Source organism: Williamsia sp. MIQD14 (assembly GCF_051025635.1).
Lineage (GTDB): Bacteria > Actinomycetota > Actinomycetes > Mycobacteriales > Mycobacteriaceae > Williamsia_A.
On record NZ_JBPFDG010000004.1, the window covers coordinates 217,905 to 241,474 of the forward strand.

23 protein-coding genes and 2 tRNA genes are annotated in these 23,570 nt (G+C 69.5%); 15 read left to right on the forward strand and 10 right to left on the reverse strand.

The features are described 5' to 3' along the window. Positions 1-85 precede the first annotated feature (85 nt). From ACQ7HM_RS15630 to ACQ7HM_RS15650, 5 genes are all read left to right on the forward strand, one after another. The gene (locus tag ACQ7HM_RS15630) at positions 86-865 is read left to right on the forward strand and encodes a fumarylacetoacetate hydrolase family protein (protein WP_434217166.1); all 780 of its coding nucleotides are present in this window, start codon (positions 86-88) and stop codon (positions 863-865) included. 2 nt (positions 866-867) lie between these two features. After that, positions 868-1,698: an alpha/beta fold hydrolase gene (locus ACQ7HM_RS15635; protein ID WP_434217167.1), complete on the forward strand. Its 831-nt coding sequence runs from the start codon at positions 868-870 to the stop codon at positions 1,696-1,698. A gap of 5 nt (positions 1,699-1,703) precedes the next feature. Further along, positions 1,704-3,188, forward strand: a complete 1,485-nt coding sequence (gene gltX, locus ACQ7HM_RS15640) for a glutamate--tRNA ligase (protein ID WP_434217168.1) — start codon at positions 1,704-1,706, stop codon at positions 3,186-3,188. 101 nt (positions 3,189-3,289) lie between these two features. Beyond that, positions 3,290-3,361, forward strand: a tRNA-Gln gene (locus ACQ7HM_RS15645). Positions 3,362-3,469: 108 nt separating this feature from the next. After that, positions 3,470-3,542, forward strand: a tRNA-Glu gene (locus ACQ7HM_RS15650). 39 nt (positions 3,543-3,581) lie between these two features. Here the strand turns inward: ACQ7HM_RS15650 and ACQ7HM_RS15655 are convergent. Then, positions 3,582-4,736, reverse strand: coding sequence for a hypothetical protein (locus ACQ7HM_RS15655; RefSeq protein WP_434217169.1), 1,155 nt, complete (start codon positions 4,734-4,736; stop codon positions 3,582-3,584). A 96-nt stretch (positions 4,737-4,832) separates the two neighbouring features. Between ACQ7HM_RS15655 and ACQ7HM_RS15660 the strand changes: the two genes are divergently transcribed. Continuing rightward, positions 4,833-5,708: a class I SAM-dependent methyltransferase gene (locus tag ACQ7HM_RS15660; RefSeq protein ID WP_434217170.1), complete on the forward strand. Its 876-nt coding sequence runs from the start codon at positions 4,833-4,835 to the stop codon at positions 5,706-5,708. Between the two features lie 18 nt (positions 5,709-5,726). On the opposite strand, the gene ACQ7HM_RS15665 is transcribed toward ACQ7HM_RS15660, so the two are convergent. Both ACQ7HM_RS15665 and ACQ7HM_RS15670 read right to left on the reverse strand, forming a co-directional pair. Continuing rightward, entirely contained in the window at positions 5,727-6,224 is a 498-nt protein-coding gene (locus ACQ7HM_RS15665) for a pyridoxamine 5'-phosphate oxidase family protein (RefSeq protein ID WP_434217171.1), read from the reverse strand. Positions 6,225-6,314: 90 nt separating this feature from the next. After that, a complete protein-coding gene (locus ACQ7HM_RS15670; RefSeq protein WP_434217172.1) occupies positions 6,315-7,022 on the reverse strand; it encodes an IclR family transcriptional regulator in 708 nt (235 codons plus the stop codon). A 104-nt stretch (positions 7,023-7,126) separates the two neighbouring features. Between ACQ7HM_RS15670 and leuC the strand changes: the two genes are divergently transcribed. The 3 genes from leuC to ACQ7HM_RS15685 all read left to right on the forward strand — a co-directional run bounded on the left by leuC (position 7,127) and on the right by ACQ7HM_RS15685 (position 10,016). Further along, complete coding sequence (leuC, locus tag ACQ7HM_RS15675; protein WP_434217173.1) at positions 7,127-8,572, forward strand: 3-isopropylmalate dehydratase large subunit; 1,446 nt, start codon at positions 7,127-7,129, stop codon at positions 8,570-8,572. 77 nt (positions 8,573-8,649) lie between these two features. Continuing rightward, the gene (gene leuD, locus ACQ7HM_RS15680; protein ID WP_434217174.1) at positions 8,650-9,237 is read left to right on the forward strand and encodes a 3-isopropylmalate dehydratase small subunit; all 588 of its coding nucleotides are present in this window, start codon (positions 8,650-8,652) and stop codon (positions 9,235-9,237) included. 158 nt (positions 9,238-9,395) lie between these two features. Then, a complete protein-coding gene (locus ACQ7HM_RS15685; RefSeq protein WP_434217175.1) occupies positions 9,396-10,016 on the forward strand; it encodes an HU family DNA-binding protein in 621 nt (206 codons plus the stop codon). Between the two features lie 109 nt (positions 10,017-10,125). Here ACQ7HM_RS15685 and ACQ7HM_RS15690 read toward each other — a convergent pair whose 3' ends face one another. The 3 genes from ACQ7HM_RS15690 to cofC form a co-directional block, all read right to left on the reverse strand. Next, positions 10,126-11,025 (reverse strand): NUDIX hydrolase, encoded by a 900-nt coding sequence (locus ACQ7HM_RS15690; RefSeq protein WP_434217176.1) that lies wholly within the window; start codon positions 11,023-11,025, stop codon positions 10,126-10,128. 41 nt (positions 11,026-11,066) lie between these two features. Further along, entirely contained in the window at positions 11,067-13,217 is a 2,151-nt protein-coding gene (locus ACQ7HM_RS15695; protein ID WP_434217489.1) for an RNA degradosome polyphosphate kinase, read from the reverse strand. A gap of 118 nt (positions 13,218-13,335) precedes the next feature. Next, positions 13,336-14,097: a 2-phospho-L-lactate guanylyltransferase gene (gene cofC, locus ACQ7HM_RS15700; protein WP_434217177.1), complete on the reverse strand. Its 762-nt coding sequence runs from the start codon at positions 14,095-14,097 to the stop codon at positions 13,336-13,338. Positions 14,098-14,197: 100 nt separating this feature from the next. Between cofC and ACQ7HM_RS15705 the strand changes: the two genes are divergently transcribed. Continuing rightward, on the forward strand, positions 14,198-15,193 hold the full coding sequence (locus ACQ7HM_RS15705) for an NAD(P)H-dependent glycerol-3-phosphate dehydrogenase (protein ID WP_434217178.1): 996 nt from the start codon (positions 14,198-14,200) through the stop codon (positions 15,191-15,193). Positions 15,194-15,227: 34 nt separating this feature from the next. Here the strand turns inward: ACQ7HM_RS15705 and ACQ7HM_RS15710 are convergent, their stop codons facing one another. Both ACQ7HM_RS15710 and ACQ7HM_RS15715 read right to left on the reverse strand, forming a co-directional pair. Continuing rightward, positions 15,228-15,758, reverse strand: coding sequence for a DUF3515 domain-containing protein (locus tag ACQ7HM_RS15710; protein ID WP_434217179.1), 531 nt, complete (start codon positions 15,756-15,758; stop codon positions 15,228-15,230). After that, complete coding sequence (locus tag ACQ7HM_RS15715; protein ID WP_434217490.1) at positions 15,755-16,000, reverse strand: Lrp/AsnC ligand binding domain-containing protein; 246 nt, start codon at positions 15,998-16,000, stop codon at positions 15,755-15,757. Before ACQ7HM_RS15715 ends, ACQ7HM_RS15710 begins: the two co-directional genes overlap by 4 nt. Before the next feature lie 171 nt (positions 16,001-16,171). On the opposite strand from ACQ7HM_RS15715, the gene ACQ7HM_RS15720 reads away from it, so the two are divergent. From ACQ7HM_RS15720 to ACQ7HM_RS15730, 3 genes are read left to right on the forward strand one after another with little or no spacing between them, the layout of a single operon-like run. Further along, the gene (locus ACQ7HM_RS15720; RefSeq protein ID WP_434217180.1) at positions 16,172-17,188 is read left to right on the forward strand and encodes a thiamine-phosphate kinase; all 1,017 of its coding nucleotides are present in this window, start codon (positions 16,172-16,174) and stop codon (positions 17,186-17,188) included. A gap of 34 nt (positions 17,189-17,222) precedes the next feature. Next, entirely contained in the window at positions 17,223-17,744 is a 522-nt protein-coding gene (locus ACQ7HM_RS15725; protein ID WP_434217181.1) for a gamma carbonic anhydrase family protein, read from the forward strand. After that, positions 17,744-18,436 (forward strand): uracil-DNA glycosylase, encoded by a 693-nt coding sequence (locus ACQ7HM_RS15730; RefSeq protein WP_434217182.1) that lies wholly within the window; start codon positions 17,744-17,746, stop codon positions 18,434-18,436. The genes ACQ7HM_RS15725 and ACQ7HM_RS15730 overlap by 1 nt, the downstream gene beginning before the upstream one ends. 18 nt (positions 18,437-18,454) lie before the next feature. Here the strand turns inward: ACQ7HM_RS15730 and ACQ7HM_RS15735 are convergent, their stop codons facing one another. After that, positions 18,455-19,264, reverse strand: coding sequence for an enoyl-CoA hydratase/isomerase family protein (locus ACQ7HM_RS15735; protein WP_434217183.1), 810 nt, complete (start codon positions 19,262-19,264; stop codon positions 18,455-18,457). Positions 19,265-19,278: 14 nt separating this feature from the next. Further along, positions 19,279-19,470, reverse strand: coding sequence for a 50S ribosomal protein L28 (gene rpmB / locus ACQ7HM_RS15740; protein WP_045823212.1), 192 nt, complete (start codon positions 19,468-19,470; stop codon positions 19,279-19,281). Positions 19,471-19,642: 172 nt separating this feature from the next. On the opposite strand from rpmB, the gene ACQ7HM_RS15745 reads away from it, so the two are divergent. Further along, entirely contained in the window at positions 19,643-21,286 is a 1,644-nt protein-coding gene (locus tag ACQ7HM_RS15745; protein ID WP_434217491.1) for a DAK2 domain-containing protein, read from the forward strand. Beyond that, positions 21,283-23,544, forward strand: coding sequence for an ATP-dependent DNA helicase RecG (gene recG, locus ACQ7HM_RS15750; RefSeq protein ID WP_434217184.1), 2,262 nt, complete (start codon positions 21,283-21,285; stop codon positions 23,542-23,544). Before ACQ7HM_RS15745 ends, recG begins: the two co-directional genes overlap by 4 nt. Positions 23,545-23,570: the final 26 nt, after the last annotated feature.

Below are 23,570 nucleotides of genomic sequence, written 5' to 3' on the forward strand. Positions count from 1 at the left end.
GTGAGACACAATGCCCATATTCTAGTACACACGTCGAACCGACCGACAGCCCGTCGATCGTGGGCGGTGGGATAGCCTGGGCGTCATGCGTCTAGGTCGAATCGCGAGTCCCGATGGTGTGGCATTCGTCTCCGTGGAGGGTGACGTCGAGGGCGGTGACGCCCGGTGCCGGGAGATCGCCGAACACCCGTTCGGTGTGCCCACCTTCACGGGACGATCGTGGCCGCTGTCGGATGTGCGTCTCCTCGCGCCGATCCTGGCGAGCAAGGTGGTCTGTATCGGCAAGAACTACGCCGCGCATGCCGCCGAGATGGGCGGGACGGCACCCGAGGACCCGGTGATCTTCATCAAGCCGAACACGTCCATCATCGGTCCGCGGGTGGCGATCGCGCGTCCGGCGAGTTCGCAGCGCGTCGACTACGAGGGCGAGCTGGCGATCGTCATCGGACGCCCGTGTCGGGATGTGGCGGCACGCGACGCCGCGAGCGCCATCCTCGGCTACACCGTGGCCAACGACGTCACCGCACGAGATCAGCAGCAGGCCGACGGGCAGTGGACTCGCGGCAAGGGATACGACACCTTCTGTCCGCTCGGACCCTGGATCGAGACCGAACTCGATCCCGCCGACCTCGAGATCCGCACGGAGCTCGACGGAGAGGTCGTGCAGCGCAGCCGAACGAGCCTGATGGTGCACGACATCGGCGCGATCGTGGAATGGATCTCGGCCATCATGACCCTGCTGCCGGGTGACGTGATCCTCACCGGCACCCCGGAGGGCATCGGGCCGATGGTCGCGGGCCAGGAGGTCTCGGTCACCGTCGAGGGGATCGGGACGCTCACCAACCCCGTGGCCGATCGGGGCTGAGGATGCCACCGACACCACCGAGAACTGCTCGGGTGAACGGCATCTCGATCTCCTACGAGGACGCCGGCACCGGCCCCGTGGTCGTCATGGTGATGGGGACCGGCAGCCCGGGACGTGTGTGGAAGGCCCATCAGCAGCCCGCACTGATCGCGGCCGGTCATCGGGTCGTCACCTTCGACAACCGTGGGATCGCTCCGTCGAGTGAGTGTCCCGAGGGGTTCACTCTCGACGACATGGTCGCCGACACCGCGGCACTCATCGAGTATCTCGGTGTCGGACCGGTTGCCGTCGTCGGCACCTCCCTGGGCGCGCGCATCGTGCAGGAACTCGCCCTCGCGCGTCCCGACCTCGTCCGCTGTGCGGCCATGATCGCGACGTACGGCCGCAACGGGACGATGCAGACCGCGATCTCGGCGGGTGAGCGCGAGTTGATCGACCGGGACATCACGCTGCCCGACGCCTACCACGCCGCGATCACCGCGCACCTGAACCTGTCGCCGCACACCCTCGTCGACGACGCGCAGGCCCGTGACTGGCTCGACATCATCGAGTTCTCCGGGCAGGCGCGCAGTCCCGGCGTCCGTGCGCAGTTGCAGCTGCACGACGGCGAGGCCGATCGTCTCGCGGCCTACCGCGGCGTGCGGTGTCCGGTGATGGTGATCGGGTTCGCCGACGATCGCACCCTGCCGCCGCATCTCGCCCGCGAGGTCGCCGAGGCGATCGACGGGGCGGAGTACCACGAGGTGGCCAAGGCCGGGCACTACGGATACCTCGAGCAGCCCGACGACGTGAACCGGCTCCTGATCGCCTTCCTGGGGCGGACGCTAGCCTAGCGAGCATGTCGACTCCGAGTGCCGTCCGCGTCCGCTTCTGTCCGTCGCCCACCGGGACCCCGCACGTCGGACTGATCCGCACCGCCCTGTTCAACTACGCCCACGCCCGACACACCGACGGCACGTTCGTGTTCCGTATCGAGGACACCGACGCCGCACGCGATTCCGAGGAGTCGTACGCGGCCCTGCTCGACGCGCTGCGGTGGCTCGGCCTGGAGTGGGATGAGGGCCCCGAGGTCGGAGGCCCGTACGAGCCGTACCGCCAGTCGCTGCGCGCCGACCTCCACCGCGATGTCGTGGCGCGCCTGCTCGAGGCCGGTGAGGCGTACGAGGCGTTCTCCACCGCCGAGGAGGTCGAGGCGCGTCACCGTGCGGCCGGTCGCGACCCGAAACTCGGGTACGACAACGTCGATCGCGATCTGACCGACGAACAGCGGGAGGCCTACCGGGCCGACGGGCGACCGTCGGTGGTGCGGCTGCGGATGCCCGACCACGACATCGTGTTCGACGATCTCGTCCGCGGCACCATCACCGCGCGAGCGGGCTCGGTGCCGGACTTCGCGCTCACCCGCGCCTCGGGTGATCCGCTCTACACGTTGGTCAATCCCGTCGACGACGCCGCGATGAAGATCACCCACGTCCTGCGCGGCGAGGACCTGCTGTCGTCGACGCCTCGGCAGATCGCGCTGTACGAGGCGCTCATCCGCATCGGCGTCGCGCAGGCGGTCCCGCAGTTCGGGCACCTGCCGTTCGTGATGGGCGACGGCAACAAGAAGCTCTCCAAGCGCGACCCGCAGTCGAGTCTGTTCCACCATCGCGACCGCGGTTTCATCCCCGAGGGGTTGCTGAACTACCTGGCGCTGCTGGGCTGGGGCATCGCCGACGACCACGACCTGTTCTCCCTCGACGAGATGATCGCCGCCTTCGATGTGCGACAGGTGAACTCGAACCCGGCCCGCTTCGACCTCAAGAAGGCCGAGGCGATCAACGCCGAGCACATCCGTCGACTGACGCCCGAGGACTTCGCCGCCCGACTGCTCGGCTACCTCGTCGACCGCGGGTTGCTGGCGGCCACCGCCGACACGTCGTCGTTCGGGGTCATCGCCGAACTGGTGCAGACACGTATCCAGGTGCTCGGCGACGCGTGGCCCCTCATGTCGTTCCTCTACACCGCCGACGCCGACCTCACCATCGACGAGGGTTCGGCGGCGAAGAACCTCGGCCCCGACGCCGCGCCGGTGCTCGACGCCTCGGTCGCCGCCATCGAGGGGGTGTCGGAATGGTCGACCTCGGCCATAGAGGAGGCCCTGAAGGCGGCACTGGTGGAGGGTCTGGAACTGAAGCCCCGCAAGGCGTTCGGTCCGGTGCGGGTCGCGATCTCCGGTTCCCACATCAGCCCGCCGCTGTTCGAGTCCATCGAGTTGTTGGGCCGAGCGAGCACGCTCGCGCGCCTGCGCTCGGCTCGCGAAACGCACTGTCAGGGCGCCTGAGCAGCCGGTTTGTGGTTCGGGTGCCCGCCTTTGATACCCTCCTTCTCGGCGCTTTTCGCGGCCACCGCAGGCCTCTGCGGCAGTCTCGAGATGCCCTACCTTGGGGTATGGTGTAATTGGCAACACAGCGGTTTCTGGTACCGCCATTCTAGGTTCGAGTCCTGGTACCCCAGCGTCGAGCGGTTCGGCGAGAATCGATTTTGGTTCTCGACGGTCGCTTCGGTAAAATAGCGGCGACGCTGCCGGGAACGGCAGATGTCGGCGCGACAAAAGAAGATCCTGGCCCCGTCGTTTAGCGGCCTAGGACGCCGCCCTCTCACGGCGGTAGCGTGGGTTCGAATCCCATCGGGGCTACACAGAGATGACCCCCTCACCCTCATCCGGGTGAGGGGGTCATCTTGTTGTCGGGGTGTCGATACTCGTCACGCCGGTCGCGGCGGTCCACAGCAGCGACCCGTGGTCGAAGTCCTGGCGGCGGCCGCCGCCCCACGGGTACTCATTCGACGTCGGGTAGCCGAGCCCACTGTCCTGCCAGCCGATCGCCGCATAGTGATCGCCGATGAGCCCGTGGACGTAGTAGCCGTGCGGTGACCCGTTCCGACGGAACAGGACGCCACCGGCGAAGGCCTGCACACCCCCGCCGGCGAGTACGAGGTGCGGCCACACGGGATAGCCGAGGGGCCCGCGTTCGTAGTCGTAATCGCCGGCCCACGACTCGAACAGCCCGCCGTGCGGGATCGGGATGGCCCGGATCCGTCCGTCGGCCGATCTCGGCATCGTCGGGGACCAGTAGATGTGTGCGTGCTCGAACTCGGCGAACCGACCCCGGCCGTCAGGGGTGGTTCTCTCGCCGATGGTGATGCGGCGTCCGATCCAGTTCGCCGCGACCCGCGCCGCCGCGTCGATCTCGTTGACAATTGCCGGCGCGATCCCACACGCCGCCGCGAACTGGTCGGCCGACAGACCGTCGGCGGAGTTCATGTCGCAGTTGCCGAACGGGGGAGCGCCCTCGGGGAGTCCGCCGCCGTAGCCGCTGCCGTCGGTGTACTGGTGGGCGATCTGGCCCGGGAGCCGCGGATCGCGGCCGTACCCGGCGCCGATGACCCGAAGCCCCGGGGGCCGTGTCCGCCACAGGCCGTAGAAGTCGGCGGCGTTGGCGTAACCGATGACGCGGCGGGCGTTTCCGCCGGCGAACTCGACCAGATTCCAATAGGTCCGGTTGATCCAGTCGGATCCGTCGCCGGGCGGGTTGCCGCCGGATTCCACGTCGAGCATCAGCACCACGCGGGGATGCAGCCCGCCGGACGCGGTGATCATGTCCCGCATGGTGTTCGCGGTCTCGAGCCAGTTCGTACGCGTGTAGCAGTAGACGATGCCGACCCGGAGGCGACCGCTGTCGAGGGACCGGCGCACCCACGCGTAGTTCTGCGCGAAATTCGGATCGCGGAAGGTGCCGTCGTTCGACCGGATCGAGAGGATCGGATACGGGTAGCTGTCGTCGACGGGCACCTGGAAGTAGGAGACGTCGGCGAAGAGTGTGTCGGTCATGACTGCCGTCGATGGTAGGCACCGTCTGCGACCGACCTGTGAACCTGCTGGTGATCGTCGTCGAGGCGGTGCACGAGCGTGGTCGGGGTTTGTACAGTGGGCCGGGAGATCGACGAGCTGCACGCGCAGCAGGGGTGGGGTACCGGGGTGGACACGTATCGACACAATCACGCCGTGTTCGACGACGAACGCATCAGTGCGGGCTACGAGCGGCTCAACGCCGGCGCCACACGGTTCCTCGACGCCGGGGAGCAGCAGGCGTTGGTGGCCGTCGCGTCGCGATGCCGCGGCCGGGCGGTCCTCGACGTCGGCGTGGGGGCGGGTCGCACCACGCCGTTGCTACGCCTGATCAGCGACGACTACCGGGCGATCGACTACTCATCGCGAATGGTCGCGGCCTTCCATCGCCATCACCCGGGTCTGGACTGTCGGGTGGCCGACGCCCGCGATCTCGTCGGTGTCGACACCGGACGGCATGGTCTGATCCTGTTCAGCAACAACGGTATCGACGCGCTGCCCCATGAGGACCGGGTGCGGGTCCTCGGTGAGTTCCGCCGTGTCGTGGCGCACGACGGCGTCATCGTGTTCTCCACTCTCAACAAGTCCGGTCCGTCATTCGGCGAGACGCCGTTCCAGCTGCGCCGACCGACCCAGCGGTCGGTGTCGATGCGCGCGTTGGTCGTTCGCGGGCTGCGCTGGTTGATCGATCCCCGCAGCGGTGTCCGCTCGGTGCGGAACTTCCGTGCCCACCGCGGGCTCACCGTCGATCACGGACGATGGGCGGTGGGGCCGCTGGCCGCGCACGACTTCGCCCCGGTGGTGCATTTCACGTCGGTGCCCGATCTGCGCGAAACCCTCACCGAGGCCGGGTTGGTGCCCGAGATGGTGTTCGACGAACGCGGACAGCCCGTGGACATGGCCGCCCAGGAGTGTTCGGCCGACAACTTCACGGTCGTGGCGCACGCGGCGTGACGCCCCTGGCGATGGCGCTCAGAGGAACGGGGCGGTGCTGCCGCCGACCGGCATCTCGGGGATGCCCAGCTTGCGGTGATCCCAGCTGCGGGTGCGGTTCCCGACGACGCGCACCGCGACACGCTTGTTCATCATCTGATCGACGAACGGCCGCATCTCGTCGGTGTACTCACCGGTGTAGCGCTCCCACACGCTGATCCCGACGCGCAGCAGGGTGTCGGGGTCGTCGACGATCTCGGCGTGACCCTCGACGGCCACGCCCCGCAGGGTGTCGTAGGTGTCGCCGGCCTCGACCATCACCGAGACGGTGGGGTCGCGGCGGATGTTGACCGCCTTCTGTGACTTCGCCTTGGTCTCGAACCAGATCTCGCCGTCGAGCAGCGCGTACCACATGGCGACGAGGTGGATCGATCCCGACGCCGAGCGGGTCGCCAGTGTGGCGGTACGACTGCGGGTCAGGAAGTCGGCGATCTCGTCGTCGCCCATCACGATCTGTCCGCGCTGATTGCTTCCCACTGTGAAGACACTCCTGCTCGTCGGTCGGCGCGCCCGGTGGCCCGTCGCGGTGCACATCGACCATAAACGGCGAGCCGAGCGACCGTTCGGTCAGGCGTGGGTGAGGCGCTTGTGGATGGCCTCGGCGGCGGCGAGCAGATCGGCGGCCCAGCGCGATCCCGGTCGGCGTCCCATCCGGTCGATCGGGCCCGACACCGAGATCGCCGCGACCACCTCGCCGCTCGCGTCGCGTACCGGCGCGGAGACGCTGGCCACACCGGCCTCGCGTTCCCCGGCGCTCTGCGCCCACCCGCGTCGGCGGATCTCGAGCAGGCCACGCTCGCTGAAGGCGCTGTCGGGCACGAGCGCGCGCTGGGTCGCGGGATCTGCCCATGCGAGCAACACCTTCGCCCCCGAGCCCGCGTTCATGGGCAGGTGCGCGCCGACCGGGACCGTGTCGCGCAGTCCGGTGGGCGGCTCCATCGCGGCGACGCACACCCGCTGCGTGCCCTCGCGGCGGTAGAGCTGTACCGATTCGCCGGTGATCTCGCGCAGTCGCGGCAGCACCATCAGTGCGGCCTCCCGCACCGTGTCGCCGGCGTCGGCGGCGAGTTCGGCGAGTGCCGGTCCCGGACACCACCGACCGGAGGGATCGCGGACCAGGAGTCGATGGGTCTCGAGGCCCATCGCCAACCGGTGCGCGGTGGCGCGGGGGAGGGCGGTGCGCGCACAGAGCTCGTTGAGGTTGCAGGGACTCTCGGCGCAGGTGCGCAGCACGGCGACGGATTTGTCGAGGACGCCGACCCCGCTGACGACCATGGCGGGACCCGCTTCTACGGTCTCGTCGGATGGGCTAGGATGTCTCACAGGTCGATACTAGACTCCCGAATATTGGTACGCACGCAGAACGTGGAGATCACCTGATGAGCACCCAGACGCAGACGAACCGACCCCGCACCCTGGCCGAGAAGGTATGGGCCGAACACGTCGTGCGGGCCGGCGAGGCCGACCAGAGCGGCCAGCGCGACCCCGACCTCATCTACATCGACCTCCATCTCGTCCACGAGGTCACCAGCCCCCAGGCGTTCGAGGGGCTGCGTCTCGCTGGTCGGCCGGTGCGGCGTCCCGACCTCACCATCGCCACCGAGGACCACAACGTCCCGACCCTCGACATCGACAAGCCCATCGCCGATCTCGTCTCGCGCACGCAGGTCGACACGCTGCGCAGCAACTGCGCCGAGTTCGGTATCCGGCTGCACCCCATGGGTGATGCCTCCCAGGGGATCGTGCACATCATCGGTCCGCAGCTCGGGTTGACCCAGCCGGGCATGACCGTGGTGTGCGGCGACAGCCACACCTCCACCCACGGTGCGTTCGGCGCACTGGCCATGGGCATCGGCACCTCCGAGGTCGAGCACGTGCTCGCCACGCAGACGTTGTCGTTGCGGCCCTTCAAGACGATGGCCATCACCGTCGACGGCGAGCTCCCGGTGGGCGTGACGAGCAAGGACCTCATCCTCGCCATCATCGCGACCATCGGCACCGGCGGAGGCCAGGGCCACGTCCTGGAGTACCGCGGCCCCGCCATCGAGAAGCTGTCGATGGAGGCGCGGATGACCATCTGCAACATGTCGATCGAGGCCGGTGCGCGCGCGGGCATGATCGCGCCCGACCAGACCACCTACGAGTACCTGAAGGGCCGTCCGCACGCCCCGCAGGGCGACGACTGGGACGCCGCAGTCGCGCACTGGGATTCGCTGCGGACCGATCCCGAGGCGACGTTCGACACCGAGGTCCACATCGACGCCTCCACCCTGACCCCCTTCGTCACCTGGGGGACCAACCCCGGCCAGGGTCTGCCCCTGGGCGCCTCGGTGCCCGACCCGGCCGAGATCGCCGACGAGTCCGCCGCGTCGTCCGCGGAGAAGGCGTTGGCCTACATGGATCTGACGCCGGGGACGCCGTTGCGCGACATCGCCATCGACACCGTCTTCGTGGGGTCGTGCACGAACGGCCGCATCGAGGACCTCCGCGAGGTCGCCGGGATCCTAGAGGGCCACACCATCGCCGAGGGTATGCGGATGCTGGTGGTGCCGGGCTCGATGCAGGTCCGCGCACAGGCCGAATCCGAGGGCCTCGGTGACATCTTCACCGCGGCCGGTGCCGAGTGGCGGCAGGCCGGGTGCTCGATGTGCCTGGGCATGAATCCCGATCAGCTGGCCCCCGGCGAGCGGTGCGCCTCGACCTCCAACCGCAACTTCGAGGGCAGGCAGGGCAAGGGGGGCCGCACCCATCTGGTGTCGCCGGCCGTCGCCGCCGCGACCGCGATCCGCGGACGCCTCTCGGCCCCTGCCGATCTGAACGCCTGACCAACTCGGACCCGCGCGGTCCCCGCGCCCGCCCCTCACCCCCCGCCCCTCACCCCCGCCACGGAACAGAGGAAACGATGGAAGCCTTCACCACCCACACCGGGATCGGTGTGCCGCTGCGACGCAGCAATGTCGACACCGACCAGATCATCCCGGCGGTCTACCTCAAGCGCGTCACCCGAACGGGTTTCGAGGACGGTCTGTTCGCCGCCTGGCGCAACGACCCCGACTTCATCCTGAACAACGAGCCCTGGTCGCGTGGCTCGGTCCTCGTGGCGGGTCCGGATTTCGGTACCGGCTCGTCGCGTGAGCACGCGGTGTGGGCGCTCTCGGACTTCGGATTCCGTGTCGTCATCTCGTCCCGGTTCGCCGACATCTTCCGGGGGAACGCCGGAAAAGCGGGTCTTCTCGCCGCCCAGGTGGAGCAATCCGATGTCGAATTGATCTGGAAAAGGCTCGAGGAAACGCCCGGGACGGAAATCACGGTCAGCCTTGAGGATCGAACTGTGGCCGTTGGTGACTTGGTGGTGCGCTTCGGGATTGACGACTACACGCGGTGGCGTCTGATGGAGGGTCTCGACGACATCGGATTGACATTACGCCAGGTAGAGGCCATTTCTGAGTACGAAAAGGTAAGGCCCCATTGGAAACCGGTGACGCTCTAGAGGGGCCGCCGGAGCGCGCATCGTATGTCGTCTAACGACATTGCGCCTCGCCACGCCGAAATTCATTGTCGCGAGGACGTGGAACTTTTCGTTCTCGACGTTTACCGTGTGCTGTAGCTGGCTCAACGTGAGCCATCCAGCTTGCGGAGGTTGATTCAATGAACAAGGCAGAACTCATCGAGGTGCTGACGGACAAGTTGGGCACCGATCGGAAGACGGCGACCGACGCCGTCGAGCACGTGGTCGACACGATCGTTCGCGCGGTGAACAAGGGTGAGAGCGTGACGATCACCGGTTTCGGTGTCTTCGAGAAGCGCAAGCGCGCCGCTCGCGTCGCCCGCAACCCGCGCACCGGTGAGACCGTGAAGGTGCGACCGACCTCGGTGCCGGCGTTCCGTCCCGGAGCCCAGTTCAAGGCCGTCGTCGCCGGCAAGCAGAAGCTCAGCGCGACCGGCCCCGCGGTGAAGCGCGGCAGTGGCGCGACCACCACCACCGCCACCAAGACCGCCGCCAAGAAGGCTCCGGCCAAGAAGGCCACGCCCGCGAAGAAGGCTGCCCCCGCGAAGAAGACGGTCGCGAAGAAGACCGCTCCGGTGAAGAAGGCCGTCGCGAAGAAGACCGCTCCGGTGAAGAAGGCCGTGGCCAAGAAGGCCGCTCCGGTCAAGAAGACGGTCGCCAAGAAGACCGCTCCGGTGAAGAAGGCAGTCGCGAAGAAGACCGCCCCGGTCAAGAAGGCCGCCGCGAAGAAGGCCCCGGCCCGCAAGGCCCGCGCACGCTGATCTCTCTCGCGCGCCCGCACGACGCACACGACCCTCGACGGACTTCCCACCGTCGGGGGTCGTTTCGTCTGCGGGGTCGTGCCGGTGCCGGGAGTTCAGTACGCGGGGGTCAGCGCAGGGGGTTGTCGACGTGATCGACCGCGACGATGGCGTCGCCGGACATCGAGATGGCCCACATGCTCGCCTTGCGGTTGCGGGTGCGGGGCAGTGACACGTCGTGGCTGTCGGTCCACGCCGCGAGCAACGGGGGAATCACCTTGCCCTGGCTACAGATCACCGGTACGACCGAACGGTCCGCGGCGATCTCACGCAGCCGCGTCAGCGCGGCGACGGGGTCGTCGCGGTAGGCCTCCTCCGACAGGGTCGGCTCGATCCGTATCGGGGCGTCGAGACGCCGGGCCAACGGCTCGACGGTCTGCAGGCACCGGGTGCGATCGGCGGCGTGGAGGTCATCGGCCCCGAACATGAGGAACTGGTCGACGAGTCGCTGCGCCTGCGTCCGCCCCACGGGCTCGAGCGGTCGCAGGCGGTCGTCGCCCCGGTAACGGGCCGACCGTCCGGCCTTCGCGTGGCGCACCACGAGCACGGTGTGCAGATCCGCGGGCAGACGGCTGAACTCCGACAGCACCTTTCGGTCGGCGCGAAAACTGCACCGATCGCGTGCGCGGGACACCGACAACCACTCGACGGCGTCGACCTCGTCGTTGACGGCGAATTCGCCTGCGACGCATCTCGCCGACCAGTAGTGGACGTGCTTGCGTCCCGAGGACGACGCGAGGTCGTAGTCGACCTTGGCGAGCCGCCGCCCGAGGGTGACGGTGTACCCGGTCTCCTCGGCGATCTCGCGGACCGCCGCGGCCACGAACGTCTCGCCCGGTTCCAACTTGCCCTTGGGCAGGGTCCAGTCGTCGTACCGGGGGCGATGGATGATCGCCACCTCGAGTCCGGATCCGGTGTGTCGCCACACCACCCCTCCGGCGGCGTAGACCAATTTCTTCTGCGATGTCATCGTCTGGAGTCGTCCGCTCGTGGCTCGCGTGGGAACTGGCGTCAGGACGCTGTGTCGGCCCGGTTGTGGTGACGACGCGTCAGCTGCTGCTGATGATCGCGGACGTCCTCCCCGGCCGCCGGCGAGGCCGTCCACCGTCCGCTGGACTCGAGCACCCAGCAGCGGGTGGTCGGATCCAGTGCGGAGGAGAAGATCTCGCCGAGCTCGCGGGTCAGGCGCTGATCGCGGACCTGCGCCATCACCTCGATGCGACGGTCGAGGTTGCGGTGCATCATGTCCGCGCTGCCGATCCAGTACTCCTCGAGGGCCCCGAAATGCAGTATCCGGGAGTGCTCGAGGAACTGGCCGAGGATCGACCGCACCGTGATCGTCTCGCTGACGCCGGGCATTCCCGGTCGCAGGGCACAGATCCCGCGCACCACCACGTCGACGGGCACACCGGCCTGCGACGCCCGGTAGAGCGCGTCGATGACCTGTTCGTCGACCAGGGCGTTGGCCTTCAACTGGATCCGCGCCCGGTCGTCGCCCGCGAGGTGACGCTCGATCTCGAGGTTGATGCGCGCGATGATGCCGCGACGCACACCGTGCGGCGCCACCAACAGGTTGCGGTACTCGTGTTTGCGTGAGTAGCCGGTCAACGTGTTGAACAGATCGGTGAGGTCGGCACCGATGTCGGGAGCGGCGGTGAACAGGCCCACGTCCTCGTAGAGTCGCGCGGTCTTCGGGTTGTAGTTGCCCGTGCCGATGTGGCAGTAGCGGCGGATCGTCGACCCCTCCCGACGGACCACCAGGCATGTCTTGCAGTGGGTCTTGAGACCCACGAGTCCGTACACGACGTGCACGCCGGCCTGCTCGAGCTGACGGGCCCACTTGATGTTGGCCTGTTCGTCGAAGCGCGCCTTGATCTCCACGAGTGCCACGACCTGTTTGCCGGCCTCGGCGGCGTCGATGAGCGCGTTGACGATCGGGGAGTCACCGGAGGTGCGGTACAGGGTCTGTTTGATGGCCAGCACCTGCGGATCCGATGCCGCCTGTTCGATGAACCTCTGCACGCTCGTCGAGAACGAGTCGTACGGGTGGTGCACGAGGACGTCGCCCTCGCGCAGTGTCGCGAACACGCTCTTGGGGGTCTCGCGCTCGCCGAAGGCCGGGTGCGTCGCGGGGACGAACGGGCGGTCCTTGAGCGCGGGACGGTCGAGGCCGAACACCTGGAACAGGCACGACAGATCCAGCAGGCCGGGCACCTCGATGACGTCGGCGGGGTCGACGTCGAGTTCGCGCAGCAACAGGTCGAGCATGTGCTCGCTCATGTCGTCGGCGACCTCGAGTCGCACCGGCGAACCGAAGCGGCGACGGGCCAACTCGCGCTCGAGGGCCTGCAGCAGGTCCTCGTCGCGGTCCTCCTCCACCTCGAAATCGGCGTTGCGTGTGATGCGGAAGACGTGGTGCTCCACGATCTCCATACCCGGGAACAGGTGCTCGAGGTTCGCCGCGATGAGCGTCTCCATCGGCAGCAGGATGGTGCGCGGGGTCCCGCTGTCGTCCTGCGGCGGCATCAGTTTTCCGACCTCGACGAAGCGACTCACGTTGTCGGGCACCTTCACACGGGCGAAGTGCTCGCCGCCCTCGGTGACGTCTTTGACCGTCACCGCGAGGTTCAGGCTCAGGCCGCTGATGTAGGGGAAGGGGTGTGCGGGGTCGACGGCGAGCGGGGTCAGGACCGGGAACACCTCCTCGTGGAAGTACTCCGACATCCGCGCGCGCTCGTCGGCGGTCAGCTCGTCCCACGACATCACATGGATGTTGTTGTCCGCCAACGCCGGACGCACCGAGTCGAGGAACACCCGCGCGTGGCGCTCGGCGATGGTCTGGGTGCGACGGGCGATCTTCGACAGCTGCTCGCGGGGCGACAGGCCGTCGGCCGACCGGACCGACAGTCCCGTCTCGTCGCGTCGTTTGAGCCCGGCGACGCGCACCATGAAGAACTCGTCGAGGTTCGAGGCGAAGATCGCGAGGAACTTCGCCCGGTCGAGCAGGGGCAGCGAGGTGTCCTCGGCCAGGGCCAGGACACGGGAGTTGAAGTCGAGCCAACTCAGTTCGCGGTTGAGGTAACGGTCGTCGGGGAGGTCGGCCGCCTCGTCGGGCAGCAGCGTCGCCGCCGGCGGTGCCGCGGGCAGTGTCGACGCCTCCATCGACTCCTCGATGCCCTCATCGATCGGTGCGGGGGGCGGAGGCGTGACGTCGGTGTCCGACGCCCCATCGGTGTGCGTGCTGGCGGTGTGCATGCTTTCCGGGGAACTCACGCGACCATCATGACGCATGGGGGGTCGGTGTCGCGCCCAGGGACGACAGCGATCCGCCGTCGAGTACCCGTGCGGTGGCCGCGCCGACGCCCAGGGCGCGCGCCACGTGGAGATCGTCGACGGTGTCGACGTCGGCGCGGAGGTCCGGCCACCGATCCGGGGCGCCGTCGGTCAGGTCGACCGCGCCCGCCGCACGGTGGGAGGCCGCGGAGTCGAGACCGAAACGCGTGGTCACATCGGCGGTGTCGGACAGGATCAGCATCGCGGTACCCGAGCCCGATCGGTCGGGGACGAACGAGCGGTGGTGGTGCACCGACATCGCCAGTGCCTCGCGGAGATGGTCGACGCGCACCGTCGGCAGGTCCGCCTGCAACACGATGACCCGCGTACCGGGCGACCGATCCGATGCGGCGGCGATACCGCGGGCGAACGCGCGGTTCAACGGGCCCCCGTCGTCCGCCGCGGGGGAACCGACACCGTCGTCGACGGTGCGGGCCCCGAGGGCGGTGGCGGCCTCGGCCACCGTCGCATCCGGCGTCACCACGACGACATCGCCCACGCCGGCGGCACGCGCCGCGGCCACGGTGTCGGCCAGCATCGCGAGGACGAGATCGCGGCGTGCCGTCGCCGACAGCACCGGCGACAAGCGCGACTTCGCATCGGTCAGGTCCTTCACCGCCAGCACCGCGGCGAGCCCACGACCGTCCCCACCCGCGTCGGCCGTCGCGCCGAGCGGGTCGGGCCGCGTGGTCGACCGCTGATCCTGCATCCGCCCATGATGCGACGTCGACGGCGCACGGCGAGCACTAGGGTGGTGCGCGAGTGGCGCGAGACCGCGCCGCGGGGTCGCCGGATGAGGAGGTCGCGTTGTGCGCGCAGCGGTGATGGGTTCGGGGTCGTGGGGCACCGCGATGGCCGCGGTGCTGTGCGACGCGGGCACGCCGACCGTGCTGTGGGCGCGGAGGCCCGAGCTGGCCGCCTCGATCACCGACGACCACGTCAACCCCGACTATCTGCCCGGGATCGAGCTGCCCGCATCGCTGTCGGCGGTCAGCTCGGCGCGCGAGGCGCTCGACCGCGCCGACCTGGTGGTGTGCGCTGTCCCGTCACAGTCGTTGCGTACCAACCTGGCCGGGTGGCGCGACCAGATCGGTCCCGACGCCACATTGCTGTCGCTGGCCAAGGGCGTGGAGAGCGACACCCTCAAGCGGATGACCGAGGTCATCGCGGAGGTGACCGGCGCCGCCGAGGATCGCGTCGCGGTGTTGAGCGGTCCGAATCTGGCGCGTGAGGTGGCGCAGCGTCAACCCGCCGCGACGGTGATCGCGTGCACCGACGAGGAACGCGCCCAACGGGTCCAGGACGCGTGCAGCACCGCCTACTTCCGGCCGTACACCAACGTCGACGTCATCGGTTGCGAGATCGGGGGTGCGGTCAAGAACGTCATCGCCCTCGCGTGCGGGATGGCCTCGGGGGCCGGCCTGGGTGAGAACACCCTGGCCTCGATCATCACGCGCGGGCTGGCCGAGACGATCCGGCTCGGCGAGGCACTCGGCGCGCGTGCCGAGACCTTCGCGGGCCTCGCCGGCGTCGGCGATCTCGTCGCCACGTGCTCCTCGCCGCTGTCGCGCAACCGGTCGTTCGGTTCTCGACTGGGCGAGGGACGCAGCCTCGTCGAGGCGCAGGAGGCGACGAACGGTCAGGTCGCCGAGGGCGTGAAATCGTGCTCGTCGGTGCGCGCTCTCGCGGCGGCCCACGACGTCGAGATGCCGCTCACCGACGCGGTGCACCGCGTGTGCCACGACGGTCTCGGCGTGCGCGACGCGATCGTCGCATTGCTCAGCCGCTCGACCAAACCCGAATAGCGCGCGGCCCTCGATTCCGGCCGATGCGAGGTCGTCAGGACCCGAGGTCGATCGATGCGCGGGGCAGGATCCGGTCGAGGATGCGCGAGGTGTCGGCGATCGGTCCGTTGCCGGAGTTGCTGGGAAGCCACAGCGCCACATAGGGGCGGTGGTCGACGGCCACCCACAGCGTCCCCGTCGCGTCGGGGTCGCCGCTGCCGGTGGCGAACCACTGGACCGGGTCGACGACCTGCAGGGCCGAGGTCGGCGCCAGATCCGACGGCCGGTCGACCCCGCACCGCAACTGCACGGGACCGGCGGCGTCCCCGGTCGGCTGCCACTGCACGAGTCCGCCGGACTCGGAGCGATCGTCGAACCCGGCGAAGCCCGCCGGCAGGGCGGCGAGGAGTTTCGTGCAGTTCGCGTCGGCGGACTGCGGCGCGGCGGCCGACGCCAACGGCAACGCATCGCCCGAGGAGTCGGTGCGGAACGCCGCGATGGCGATGAAGAGCACGATCACCATCACCGGGATGGTGACGAGGGTCGCGATGAGGGCCGGGCTACGGCGACCGGTGGCGTCGCTCACGAGGGCCGCGCGTCGGTGACCACCGGGCAGGTCAGCGTGCGGGTGATGCCGTCGACCTTCTGGATCTGCGGTACCACCGTGGAGGCGAGGTGGGCGGCGTCGTCGGTGTCGACACGGACGATCACGTCGTAGGGTCCGGAGACCTCCTCCGAGGATGCGACACCGTCGATCTCGGCGATGGCCTTCGCGGCCTGTGCGGCCCGGCCCACCTCGGTCTGGATCAGGATGAACGCCGCGACCATGGCCTTCCCTTCGTCGGTGTCGATGCCGCCCGGCGGCCGGTCGACCACCCCACGGGTGATGGGCCGGACCGCACTCGCGGGGAACCCACCCTCGCGGGCGCTGAATAGACTGGCCCATTGTCACCGACAACCCGGCCGGTGCGCGAATCGCAGACCGGAGGACACACGGTGGTGGGATCCGGCGAAACCGCTGCGCAACGCGCTGTCGACGGCGCCGGCGGCGGTGCCGGGCCGACCGTCGCCGACGTCGGCGAACGCGCCTTGATCGACCGGTTGACCGCGGTCGCGCAGCGGTCCGTGCCCACCGATCCGGGTCGCGGCGACGTGATCGTCGTGGGACCGGGCGACGACGCAGCAGTGCTGGATCTCGCGGGCTCGCTGGTCGTCAGCACCGACAGTCTGGTGCAGGACAGGCACTTTCGTCTCGAGTGGTCGACGCCCGAGCAGATCGGGGCCCGCGCGGCGGTCCAGAGTTGCGCCGACATCGCCGCCATGGGGGCGCGGAGCGTCGGCATCGTCGTGTCCATCGCCTGCCCGCCCTCGACGCCTGCCGAGGTGGTCCTCGGCATCGATCAGGGGATGAACGACGCCGCCGCGGAGTTCGGCGCACGGGTGGTCGGGGGTGATCTCGTGGCGGCCGGGGAGATGGTGGTGACCGTCACCGTCTTCGGCACGACCGACGGCCGGCCGCCCGTGCGACTCGCCGGTGCCGCGGTGGGCCAGACGGTCGCGGTGAGCGGCCCCGTGGGATCGTCGGCGGCCGGGTTGGCGCTCCTCGGCGCCGAGAACGGTGATTTCCCCGAACTGGTTGCCGCACATCGTGTCCCGGTCGTCGATCTGCGGCAGGGGCCGGTGGCGGCCGACGCCGGGGCGCGCGCGATGACCGACGTGTCCGATGGTCTGATCGACGAGCTGGAGACGATGGCGGCCGCGTCCGGGGTGGCCGTCGAGGTCGACACGGCAGCCATCCCCGCGCATCCGCGACTGCGGGGCGCCGCCGATGCGATCGGTGCCGACATGGCGCAGTGGCAGCTCGGCGGGGGAGAGGACCACCAGCTGCTCGCCACCTTCGACGGTGCACCCCCGGCCGGCTGGACGGTGATCGGTGCGGTGGTCGCCCCCGGCGAGGGACCCCGCGTTCGTGTCGACGGGGCGGCGTCGCCCATCCGCGGATGGCGGAGCTTCTGACCGCGCCCACCCACGAGCGGGATAGATTGGCCCGGTGGCCATCTACGCACTCGACGACCGTGTCCCCGAACTCGCCGACGACGCCTACGTCCATCCCGACGCGACCGTGATCGGGGCGGTGACTCTCGGTCCGGGGGTGTCGGTGTGGCCCGGAGCGGTCCTGCGCGGCGATTACGGCACCATCACCATCGGCGCGATGACGAACATCCAGGACGGCAGTGTCCTGCACTGCACCCCGATCCACCCCACGGTGATCGGCGAGCGGTGCGTCGTCGGACACAACGCGCACGTCGAGGGGGCGACGGTCGGCGACAACTGCCTGATCGCCTCGGGATCGGTCGTCCTCAACGGTGCCACCGTCGGTGACGGTGCGATCGTCGGGGCCGGCGCGGTGGTGCCGTTCGACTTCGCGGTGCCGTCGCGGGCGATGGCGCTCGGCGTCCCGGCCAGGATCCGTGCGGGTGTCGAGGTCGCCGAAGGCCATGTCGACCTCAACGTGGAGATGTACCACCACAACGCACAGCACTTCCGCGAGCACCTGCGGCGGATCGACTGATGGCGCCGGAATCGTCTGCGGGTCGGCCGCTGGCCGAGCTCATCGACCCCGGATGGGCGCAGGCCCTCGCGCCGGTGGCCGACACCATCACCGACATGGGTCGGTTCCTGCGCGACGAGCTCGCCGCCGGTCGCCGTTACCTGCCGCCCGGTGATCAGGTGTTGCGCGCCTTCACCGCACCGATGGACGACATCCGGGTGTTGATCGTCGGGCAGGACCCCTACCCGACCCCCGGACACGCTGTGGGACTGAGCTTCTCGGTGTCACCGGAGACCAAACCCGTGCCACGGTCGCTGAACAACATCTTCACCGAGTACTGCGACGACCTGGGTCTGCCACGACCCACGTCCGGCGACCTGTCGCCGTGGAGTCGTTCGGGGGTGCTGCTTCTCAACCGCGTGCTGACCGTGGCGCCCGGATCTCCGGCCTCGCACCGGGGGAAGGGCTGGGAGACGGTGACCGAACGCGCGATCAGTGCGCTGGTCGAACGGGACGCACCACTCGTCGCCATCCTCTGGGGCAAGGACGCGGCCTCGCTGCAACAGTGGATGCCCGGCGTGCCCGCGATCACCTCGGCACACCCGTCGCCGATGTCGGCGAGCCGGGGGTTCTTCGGGTCGAAACCGTTCTCCCGGGCGAATGCGGCACTGACCGACCTCGGGGCGGAACCCGTGGACTGGCGACTGCCCTGAGGCGACGCCCGCGACGGGTCAGCGAGCGGTGAAGTCCGGACGACGCTTCTCGACGAACGCGTCGACGCCTTCGACTCCCTCGCGGCCGCCGGCGAGGGCGGCGATCGAGGTCGCCTCGGCCGCGAGCTGATCGGCGAGCTGCGCGGTGGCACCGTCGGCGAGGAGTCGACGCGCTGCACGCAACGCCGATCGGGGACCGGCGGCGAGACGGGTCGCCACCTCGACCGCGGTCGGCATGACGTTGTCGTCGGAGTCGACGATCTGCGACAGCAGGCCCATCTCGAGGGCGTCGGGTGCGGTGACGACGGCGTCGGTGAGAATCAGTCGCCGGGCGCGAGCGGCACCGACGATGCGCGGCAGGGCCCACGTCATCCCGCCGTCGGGCGAGAGGCCGATGCCGGGGTAGGCCGCGCGGAGCGAGGTCCCCGGACCGCCGATCGCGATGTCGGAGTGGCAGACGATGCTCATACCCGCACCGGCCGCCCAGCCGCGGACGGCGGCGACCACCGGGGTGTCGGCATCGGCGAGTGCGAGGAGGAAACCGTGGAAACGGTCGGCGAGCGCCGCGATGAACGCGGAGCGGTCGGGCGCCGCGGCGAACGACCGCACGTCACCGCCTGCGCAGAAGTTGGCGCCCGGCCCGTAGAGCAGGACGGCGCCGACGTCGAGGGATCCGGCGGCGACTTGCCGCAGTGCGGTGGTGCCCTGGTCGAGCCCGTCGGGATCGAGGGCGTTGCCGCCGCGTTCGGTGGAGATCCGGACATGCAGAACCCCGTCGACGACGCGCACGAGGTCGCGGTCGACGGGGTCTGTGTCCGGGGAGGTCATCGCGATGACCTCGGTCAGCCGCGCACGACCTTGCCGGCCTTCAGGCACGAGGTGCACACGTTCAGACGCTTCCGGTTACCCGGGGCGACCTGTGCGCGGACGGTCTGGATGTTGGGATTCCAGCGTCGGTTGGTACGGCGGTGCGAGTGGGAGACCGACTTGCCGAAGCCGGGGCCCTTGGCGCAGACGTCACAGACGGCAGCCATCGTCGAACTCCTCAGGTGTGGGAACAAAGCGTGGTGTCGGTGCGCGGCGACATGCGTCGAAACGGCCTCACGACAACCCTGCAAGGATAGCGGCATGAACCCGATGGGGCCAAATGACGCCGAGGCGCGCGAATCGCGTGGTCCGGCGCCGACGGGTGCGCGGTCGACCCCGATGGACCCCAGGCTGCTGCGCGACTGGACCGCCGAATGCGTCCGCGGACTGACCGCGGTCCGCGGCGAGATCAACGACCTCAACGTGTTCCCGATCCCCGACTCCGACACCGGCAGCAACATGCTGCACACCATGACCGCGGCCGCGGCGGCCTGCGCGGACGCCCCGAACGACGCCGACGCACCCGCGATCCTGCGTCGGGCGGCCGACGGCGCGGTCGGTCAGGCCCGCGGCAACTCCGGGATCATCCTGTCGCAGGTGCTGCTGGGCCTTGCCGACGCCGCCGGCATCGATGCCGTGGACGGTCACGTGTCCTTCAACCGGCTGTGGACCTCGGGGCTCGGGCTCGCCGCGTTGGCGGCGACGCGTGCGGTGAGCGAACCCCGCGAGGGCACGGTCCTCACGCTGCTGCGCACGGCCGCCGCGGCCGCCGTCGCGGTGGCCGACGCGACCCCCGCCGACCTCGCGCGCGCCGTCGCCGACACCTGCGCCGACGATCTGGAACGGACCACCGAGCAACTGCCCGAACTCGCGCGCGCCGGGGTCGTCGACGCCGGCGGCCGCGGCCTGCTCGTCCTGTTCGACTCGATGGTGAAGGTGCTGACCGGGGTGTCGGCCCAACGTCGGCGCTACCAGGGCGTTCTCGCCGGGGGCGGCGATCCGATCGGCCACGCCCCGTCGGGCGACGGATGCGACGCCGTCGGATCCGACATGGACTACGAGGTCATGTACGTCCTCGGCGGCGCCGTCACCGACCGGATACCCGTACTCCGGTCGACGCTGGAGTCGCTCGGCGACGCGGTCGTCATCGTCGGGGACAGCTCGCAGTCGACGGGCGAGCGGTTCTCCGTGCACGTCCACACCGACGATCCCGGCGGCGCCGTCGAGGCCGGTCTCGCCGCCGGCGACGTCGCCGACATCCGGATCAGCTGTTTCGTGCTCGACGCCCACCGCGCGGCCACCGGTCCCGACGACCGGCTGCCGAGTCGCCATCGCGGCGTCGTCGCGGTGGTCACCGGCGACGGGGCCGCGGAGTTGTTCGCCGACGCCGGTGCTCGTGTGGTGCGTGCCGACGACGGTCTCGACGCGGCGATGCTCGCGCAGGCGATCGTCGACCTCGACGCCGCGCATGTGGTGGTGATGGCCAACGGCGCCATCCCGGCCCAGGACCTCGTGACCGTCGCCGCCGATGCGCGGTCGGCGCATCGGGCGGTGGTGTTCCTGCCGACCCTGTCGATGGTGCAGTGTCTCTCGGCGCTGGCCGTCCACGACCTGTCGGCCGACGCCGACGCCGACGCCTACGCGATGGCCGAGGCGGCGGCCTCGACCCGACGGGGTTCGGTGGTCACCGCCACCGAGTCAGCATTGACGCTGGCGGGGACGTGTGAGCCGGGAGATCTGTTGGGGCTCATCGGGGTCGATGTGTTGGTGATCGGACCCGATCAGCTCGCGGCGGCGACCGCGCTGGTCGACCTCATGCTCGGTACGGGTGGCGAACTCGTCACCGTGTTGGCCGGCGCCGACATCGGGACCGACGTGCTCGTCGGTCTAGAGCGCCACGTCACCACGGCGCATCCGGGTGTCGAGTTCGTCTCCTACGCCTCGGGACAGGCCGGTGAGGTGCTGCAGGTGGGGGTCGAATGAGCGTGCGCACCGACGATCCGCTGGGCGGTCTGCTCGGCGACGCGACGGCGGCGACCTTCGCCGAGGAGATCGGCGTGCACACCGTCGGAGAGCTGATCCGCTACATCCCGCATCGCTACGTCAAACAGGGCCAACTCTCCGCGCAGTCGCGGCCCGAGGCCGGCGAGTGGGTGACGTTGGTGGCGCGTGTCGAACGCGCCGACATGCGGTCGATGAAGTCCCGCAAGGGAAAGATGTTGGTGGTCAAGGCCACCGACGGATCGCAGTCGTTCAGTGTCACGTTCTTCAACCCCTACGCGATCGCCCGTGCGTTGACCCCCGGGGTACGGATGATGGTCGCCGGCACGGTCGGCTACTTCAACAACACCATGCAGCTCACCCATCCGAACTGGATGGTGCTGCCCGACGAGGGCGGCGGTGTCGACTCGGTGGGGTCGGCGATGATGCTGTCGATGGCGGGCGACGCGGCGCGGTCGACGCCGTCGGAGTCCGCCGACCCGGCCGATCTCGGCGAGTTCGACCGCCCGTTCATACCGGTCTACCCGGCCACCAAAGCCCTGCAGACGTGGGACATCTGGCGCGCGGTCCGTACCGCACTCGACGCCGTCGAGACCGTCGAGGACCCGCTCTCCGACGCCGAACGCGACGCCCGCGGCCTCATCGCCGCCGATGCGGCGTTGCGCGCCATCCACCTGCCCGAGACCTCCGACGAGATCGACGCCGCGCGAACGCGTCTGACCTTCGACGAGGCGCTGGCGCTGCAGGTGGCGTTGGCGCGCCGGCGATTCGCCGACTCCGGACGCACCGGCCCCACCTGCGGACACGTCGACGGCGGGCTCGAGGACGCGCTGCGGGCGCGGTTGCCGTTCACGCTCACCGACGGTCAGCAGTCCGTCATCGGCGAGATCTGCGACCAGCTCGGGTCGGGGGAACCGATGAGCCGGTTGCTGCAGGGCGAGGTGGGGTCGGGCAAGACCCTCGTCGCCCTGCTGTGCATGCTCCGGATGATCGACAACGACTATCAGTGCGCGCTGCTGGCACCGACCGAAGTACTGGCCGCGCAACACCATCGGACACTGACGACGATGCTCGGGGGGCTCGCGCGCGCCGGCGAGCTCGACGCCGAGGATCCCGCGACCCGCGTCACCCTGCTGACCGGCTCGATGAAGACCGCGGGCAAGCGGGCGGCGCTGCTCGAGGCCGTGACCGGCACCGCAGGCATCGTCATCGGCACCCACGCACTGCTCGAGGACCGCGTGGACTTCGTCAACCTCGGACTCGTGGTGGTCGACGAACAGCATCGCTTCGGCGTGGAACAACGCGACACCCTGCGCTCGCGTCGTCGCGACGACCTGGTCCCGCACATGCTCGTGATGACCGCGACACCGATCCCACGCACGGTCGCGATGACCGTCTACGGCGATCTCGACACGTCCACGCTGCGCGAGCTGCCCGCGGGGCGACGTGCCATCACCACCAACGTGGTGCCCCAGTACAAGCCGAAGTACGAGAACCGACTGTGGGAGGTCGTCGACGAGGAGGTCACCGCGGGCCGACAGGTCTACGTCGTCTGCTCGCGCATCGGCGACGACGGCACCGCGGCGGGCGCGAAATCCGAGGAGCGCGAACAGCGCGGGCAGGGGCTGCCCACCCGGTCGGCGGTGGAGATGTTCGCCGAGATCACCTCCGGACCCCTGGGCCGCCACCGCGTCGAGCTCCTGCACGGTCGACTCCCGGCCGAGGAGAAGACCGGGGTGATGGACGCGTTCACCCGCGGCGAGATCGACATCATGGTCTCGACCACGGTCGTCGAGGTCGGCGTCGACGTCGCGAACGCGACCACCATGGTCATCGTCGACGCCGAGCGATTCGGGGTGAGTCAACTCCACCAGCTCCGCGGTCGCGTGGGCCGTGGTGGGCTGCCCGGTCGGTGCTTCCTGCGGACCGCCACGAAAGACGGTTCGCCGGCGATGGAACGGTTACGGGCCGTCGAGGCGTCCAATGACGGATTCGAACTCGCTCGGATCGATCTGATCGCCCGCAGGGAAGGAGACGTCCTCGGTGCCCTGCAGTCCGGAGAATCGTCGTCGCTGCGATTCCTCTCGCTCATCGACGACGTCGACGTCATCGCCGACGCCCGGGTGTTGGCCGCGGAGATCGTGCCCGGTGACATCACGCTGGCCCGTCACCGTCCCCTGGCATTGCTCGTCGAATCGGTCCTCGGACCGTCCCGCGCGGCGTTCCTCGCCAAACCCTGACCGCTCCCCCCGGCGCCCCGCCGCCC

What these genes read in the sequence shown, in the direction of transcription:
- leuC (WP_434217173.1), top strand. Translation starts at nt 7,127, where the DNA reads ATGAGCACCCAGACGCAGACGAACCGACCCCGCACCCTGGCCGAGAAG.
- ACQ7HM_RS15630 (WP_434217166.1), top strand. Translation starts at nt 86, where the DNA reads ATGCGTCTAGGTCGAATCGCGAGTCCCGATGGTGTGGCATTCGTCTCC.
- ACQ7HM_RS15735 (WP_434217183.1), bottom strand. Translation starts at nt 19,264, where the DNA reads ATGACCTCCCCGGACACAGACCCCGTCGACCGCGACCTCGTGCGCGTC.
- ACQ7HM_RS15685 (WP_434217175.1), top strand. Translation starts at nt 9,396, where the DNA reads ATGAACAAGGCAGAACTCATCGAGGTGCTGACGGACAAGTTGGGCACC.
- recG (WP_434217184.1), top strand. Translation starts at nt 21,283, where the DNA reads ATGAGCGTGCGCACCGACGATCCGCTGGGCGGTCTGCTCGGCGACGCG.
- ACQ7HM_RS15695 (WP_434217489.1), bottom strand. Translation starts at nt 13,217, where the DNA reads ATGGAGGCGTCGACACTGCCCGCGGCACCGCCGGCGGCGACGCTGCTG.
- gltX (WP_434217168.1), top strand. Translation starts at nt 1,704, where the DNA reads ATGTCGACTCCGAGTGCCGTCCGCGTCCGCTTCTGTCCGTCGCCCACC.
- leuD (WP_434217174.1), top strand. Translation starts at nt 8,650, where the DNA reads ATGGAAGCCTTCACCACCCACACCGGGATCGGTGTGCCGCTGCGACGC.
- ACQ7HM_RS15730 (WP_434217182.1), top strand. Translation starts at nt 17,744, where the DNA reads ATGGCGCCGGAATCGTCTGCGGGTCGGCCGCTGGCCGAGCTCATCGAC.
- cofC (WP_434217177.1), bottom strand. Translation starts at nt 14,097, where the DNA reads ATGCAGGATCAGCGGTCGACCACGCGGCCCGACCCGCTCGGCGCGACG.
- ACQ7HM_RS15745 (WP_434217491.1), top strand. Translation starts at nt 19,643, where the DNA reads ATGGACCCCAGGCTGCTGCGCGACTGGACCGCCGAATGCGTCCGCGGA.
- ACQ7HM_RS15690 (WP_434217176.1), bottom strand. Translation starts at nt 11,025, where the DNA reads ATGACATCGCAGAAGAAATTGGTCTACGCCGCCGGAGGGGTGGTGTGG.
- ACQ7HM_RS15635 (WP_434217167.1), top strand. Translation starts at nt 868, where the DNA reads ATGCCACCGACACCACCGAGAACTGCTCGGGTGAACGGCATCTCGATC.
- rpmB (WP_045823212.1), bottom strand. Translation starts at nt 19,470, where the DNA reads ATGGCTGCCGTCTGTGACGTCTGCGCCAAGGGCCCCGGCTTCGGCAAG.
- ACQ7HM_RS15655 (WP_434217169.1), bottom strand. Translation starts at nt 4,736, where the DNA reads ATGACCGACACACTCTTCGCCGACGTCTCCTACTTCCAGGTGCCCGTC.
- ACQ7HM_RS15670 (WP_434217172.1), bottom strand. Translation starts at nt 7,022, where the DNA reads ATGGTCGTCAGCGGGGTCGGCGTCCTCGACAAATCCGTCGCCGTGCTG.
- ACQ7HM_RS15715 (WP_434217490.1), bottom strand. Translation starts at nt 16,000, where the DNA reads ATGGTCGCGGCGTTCATCCTGATCCAGACCGAGGTGGGCCGGGCCGCA.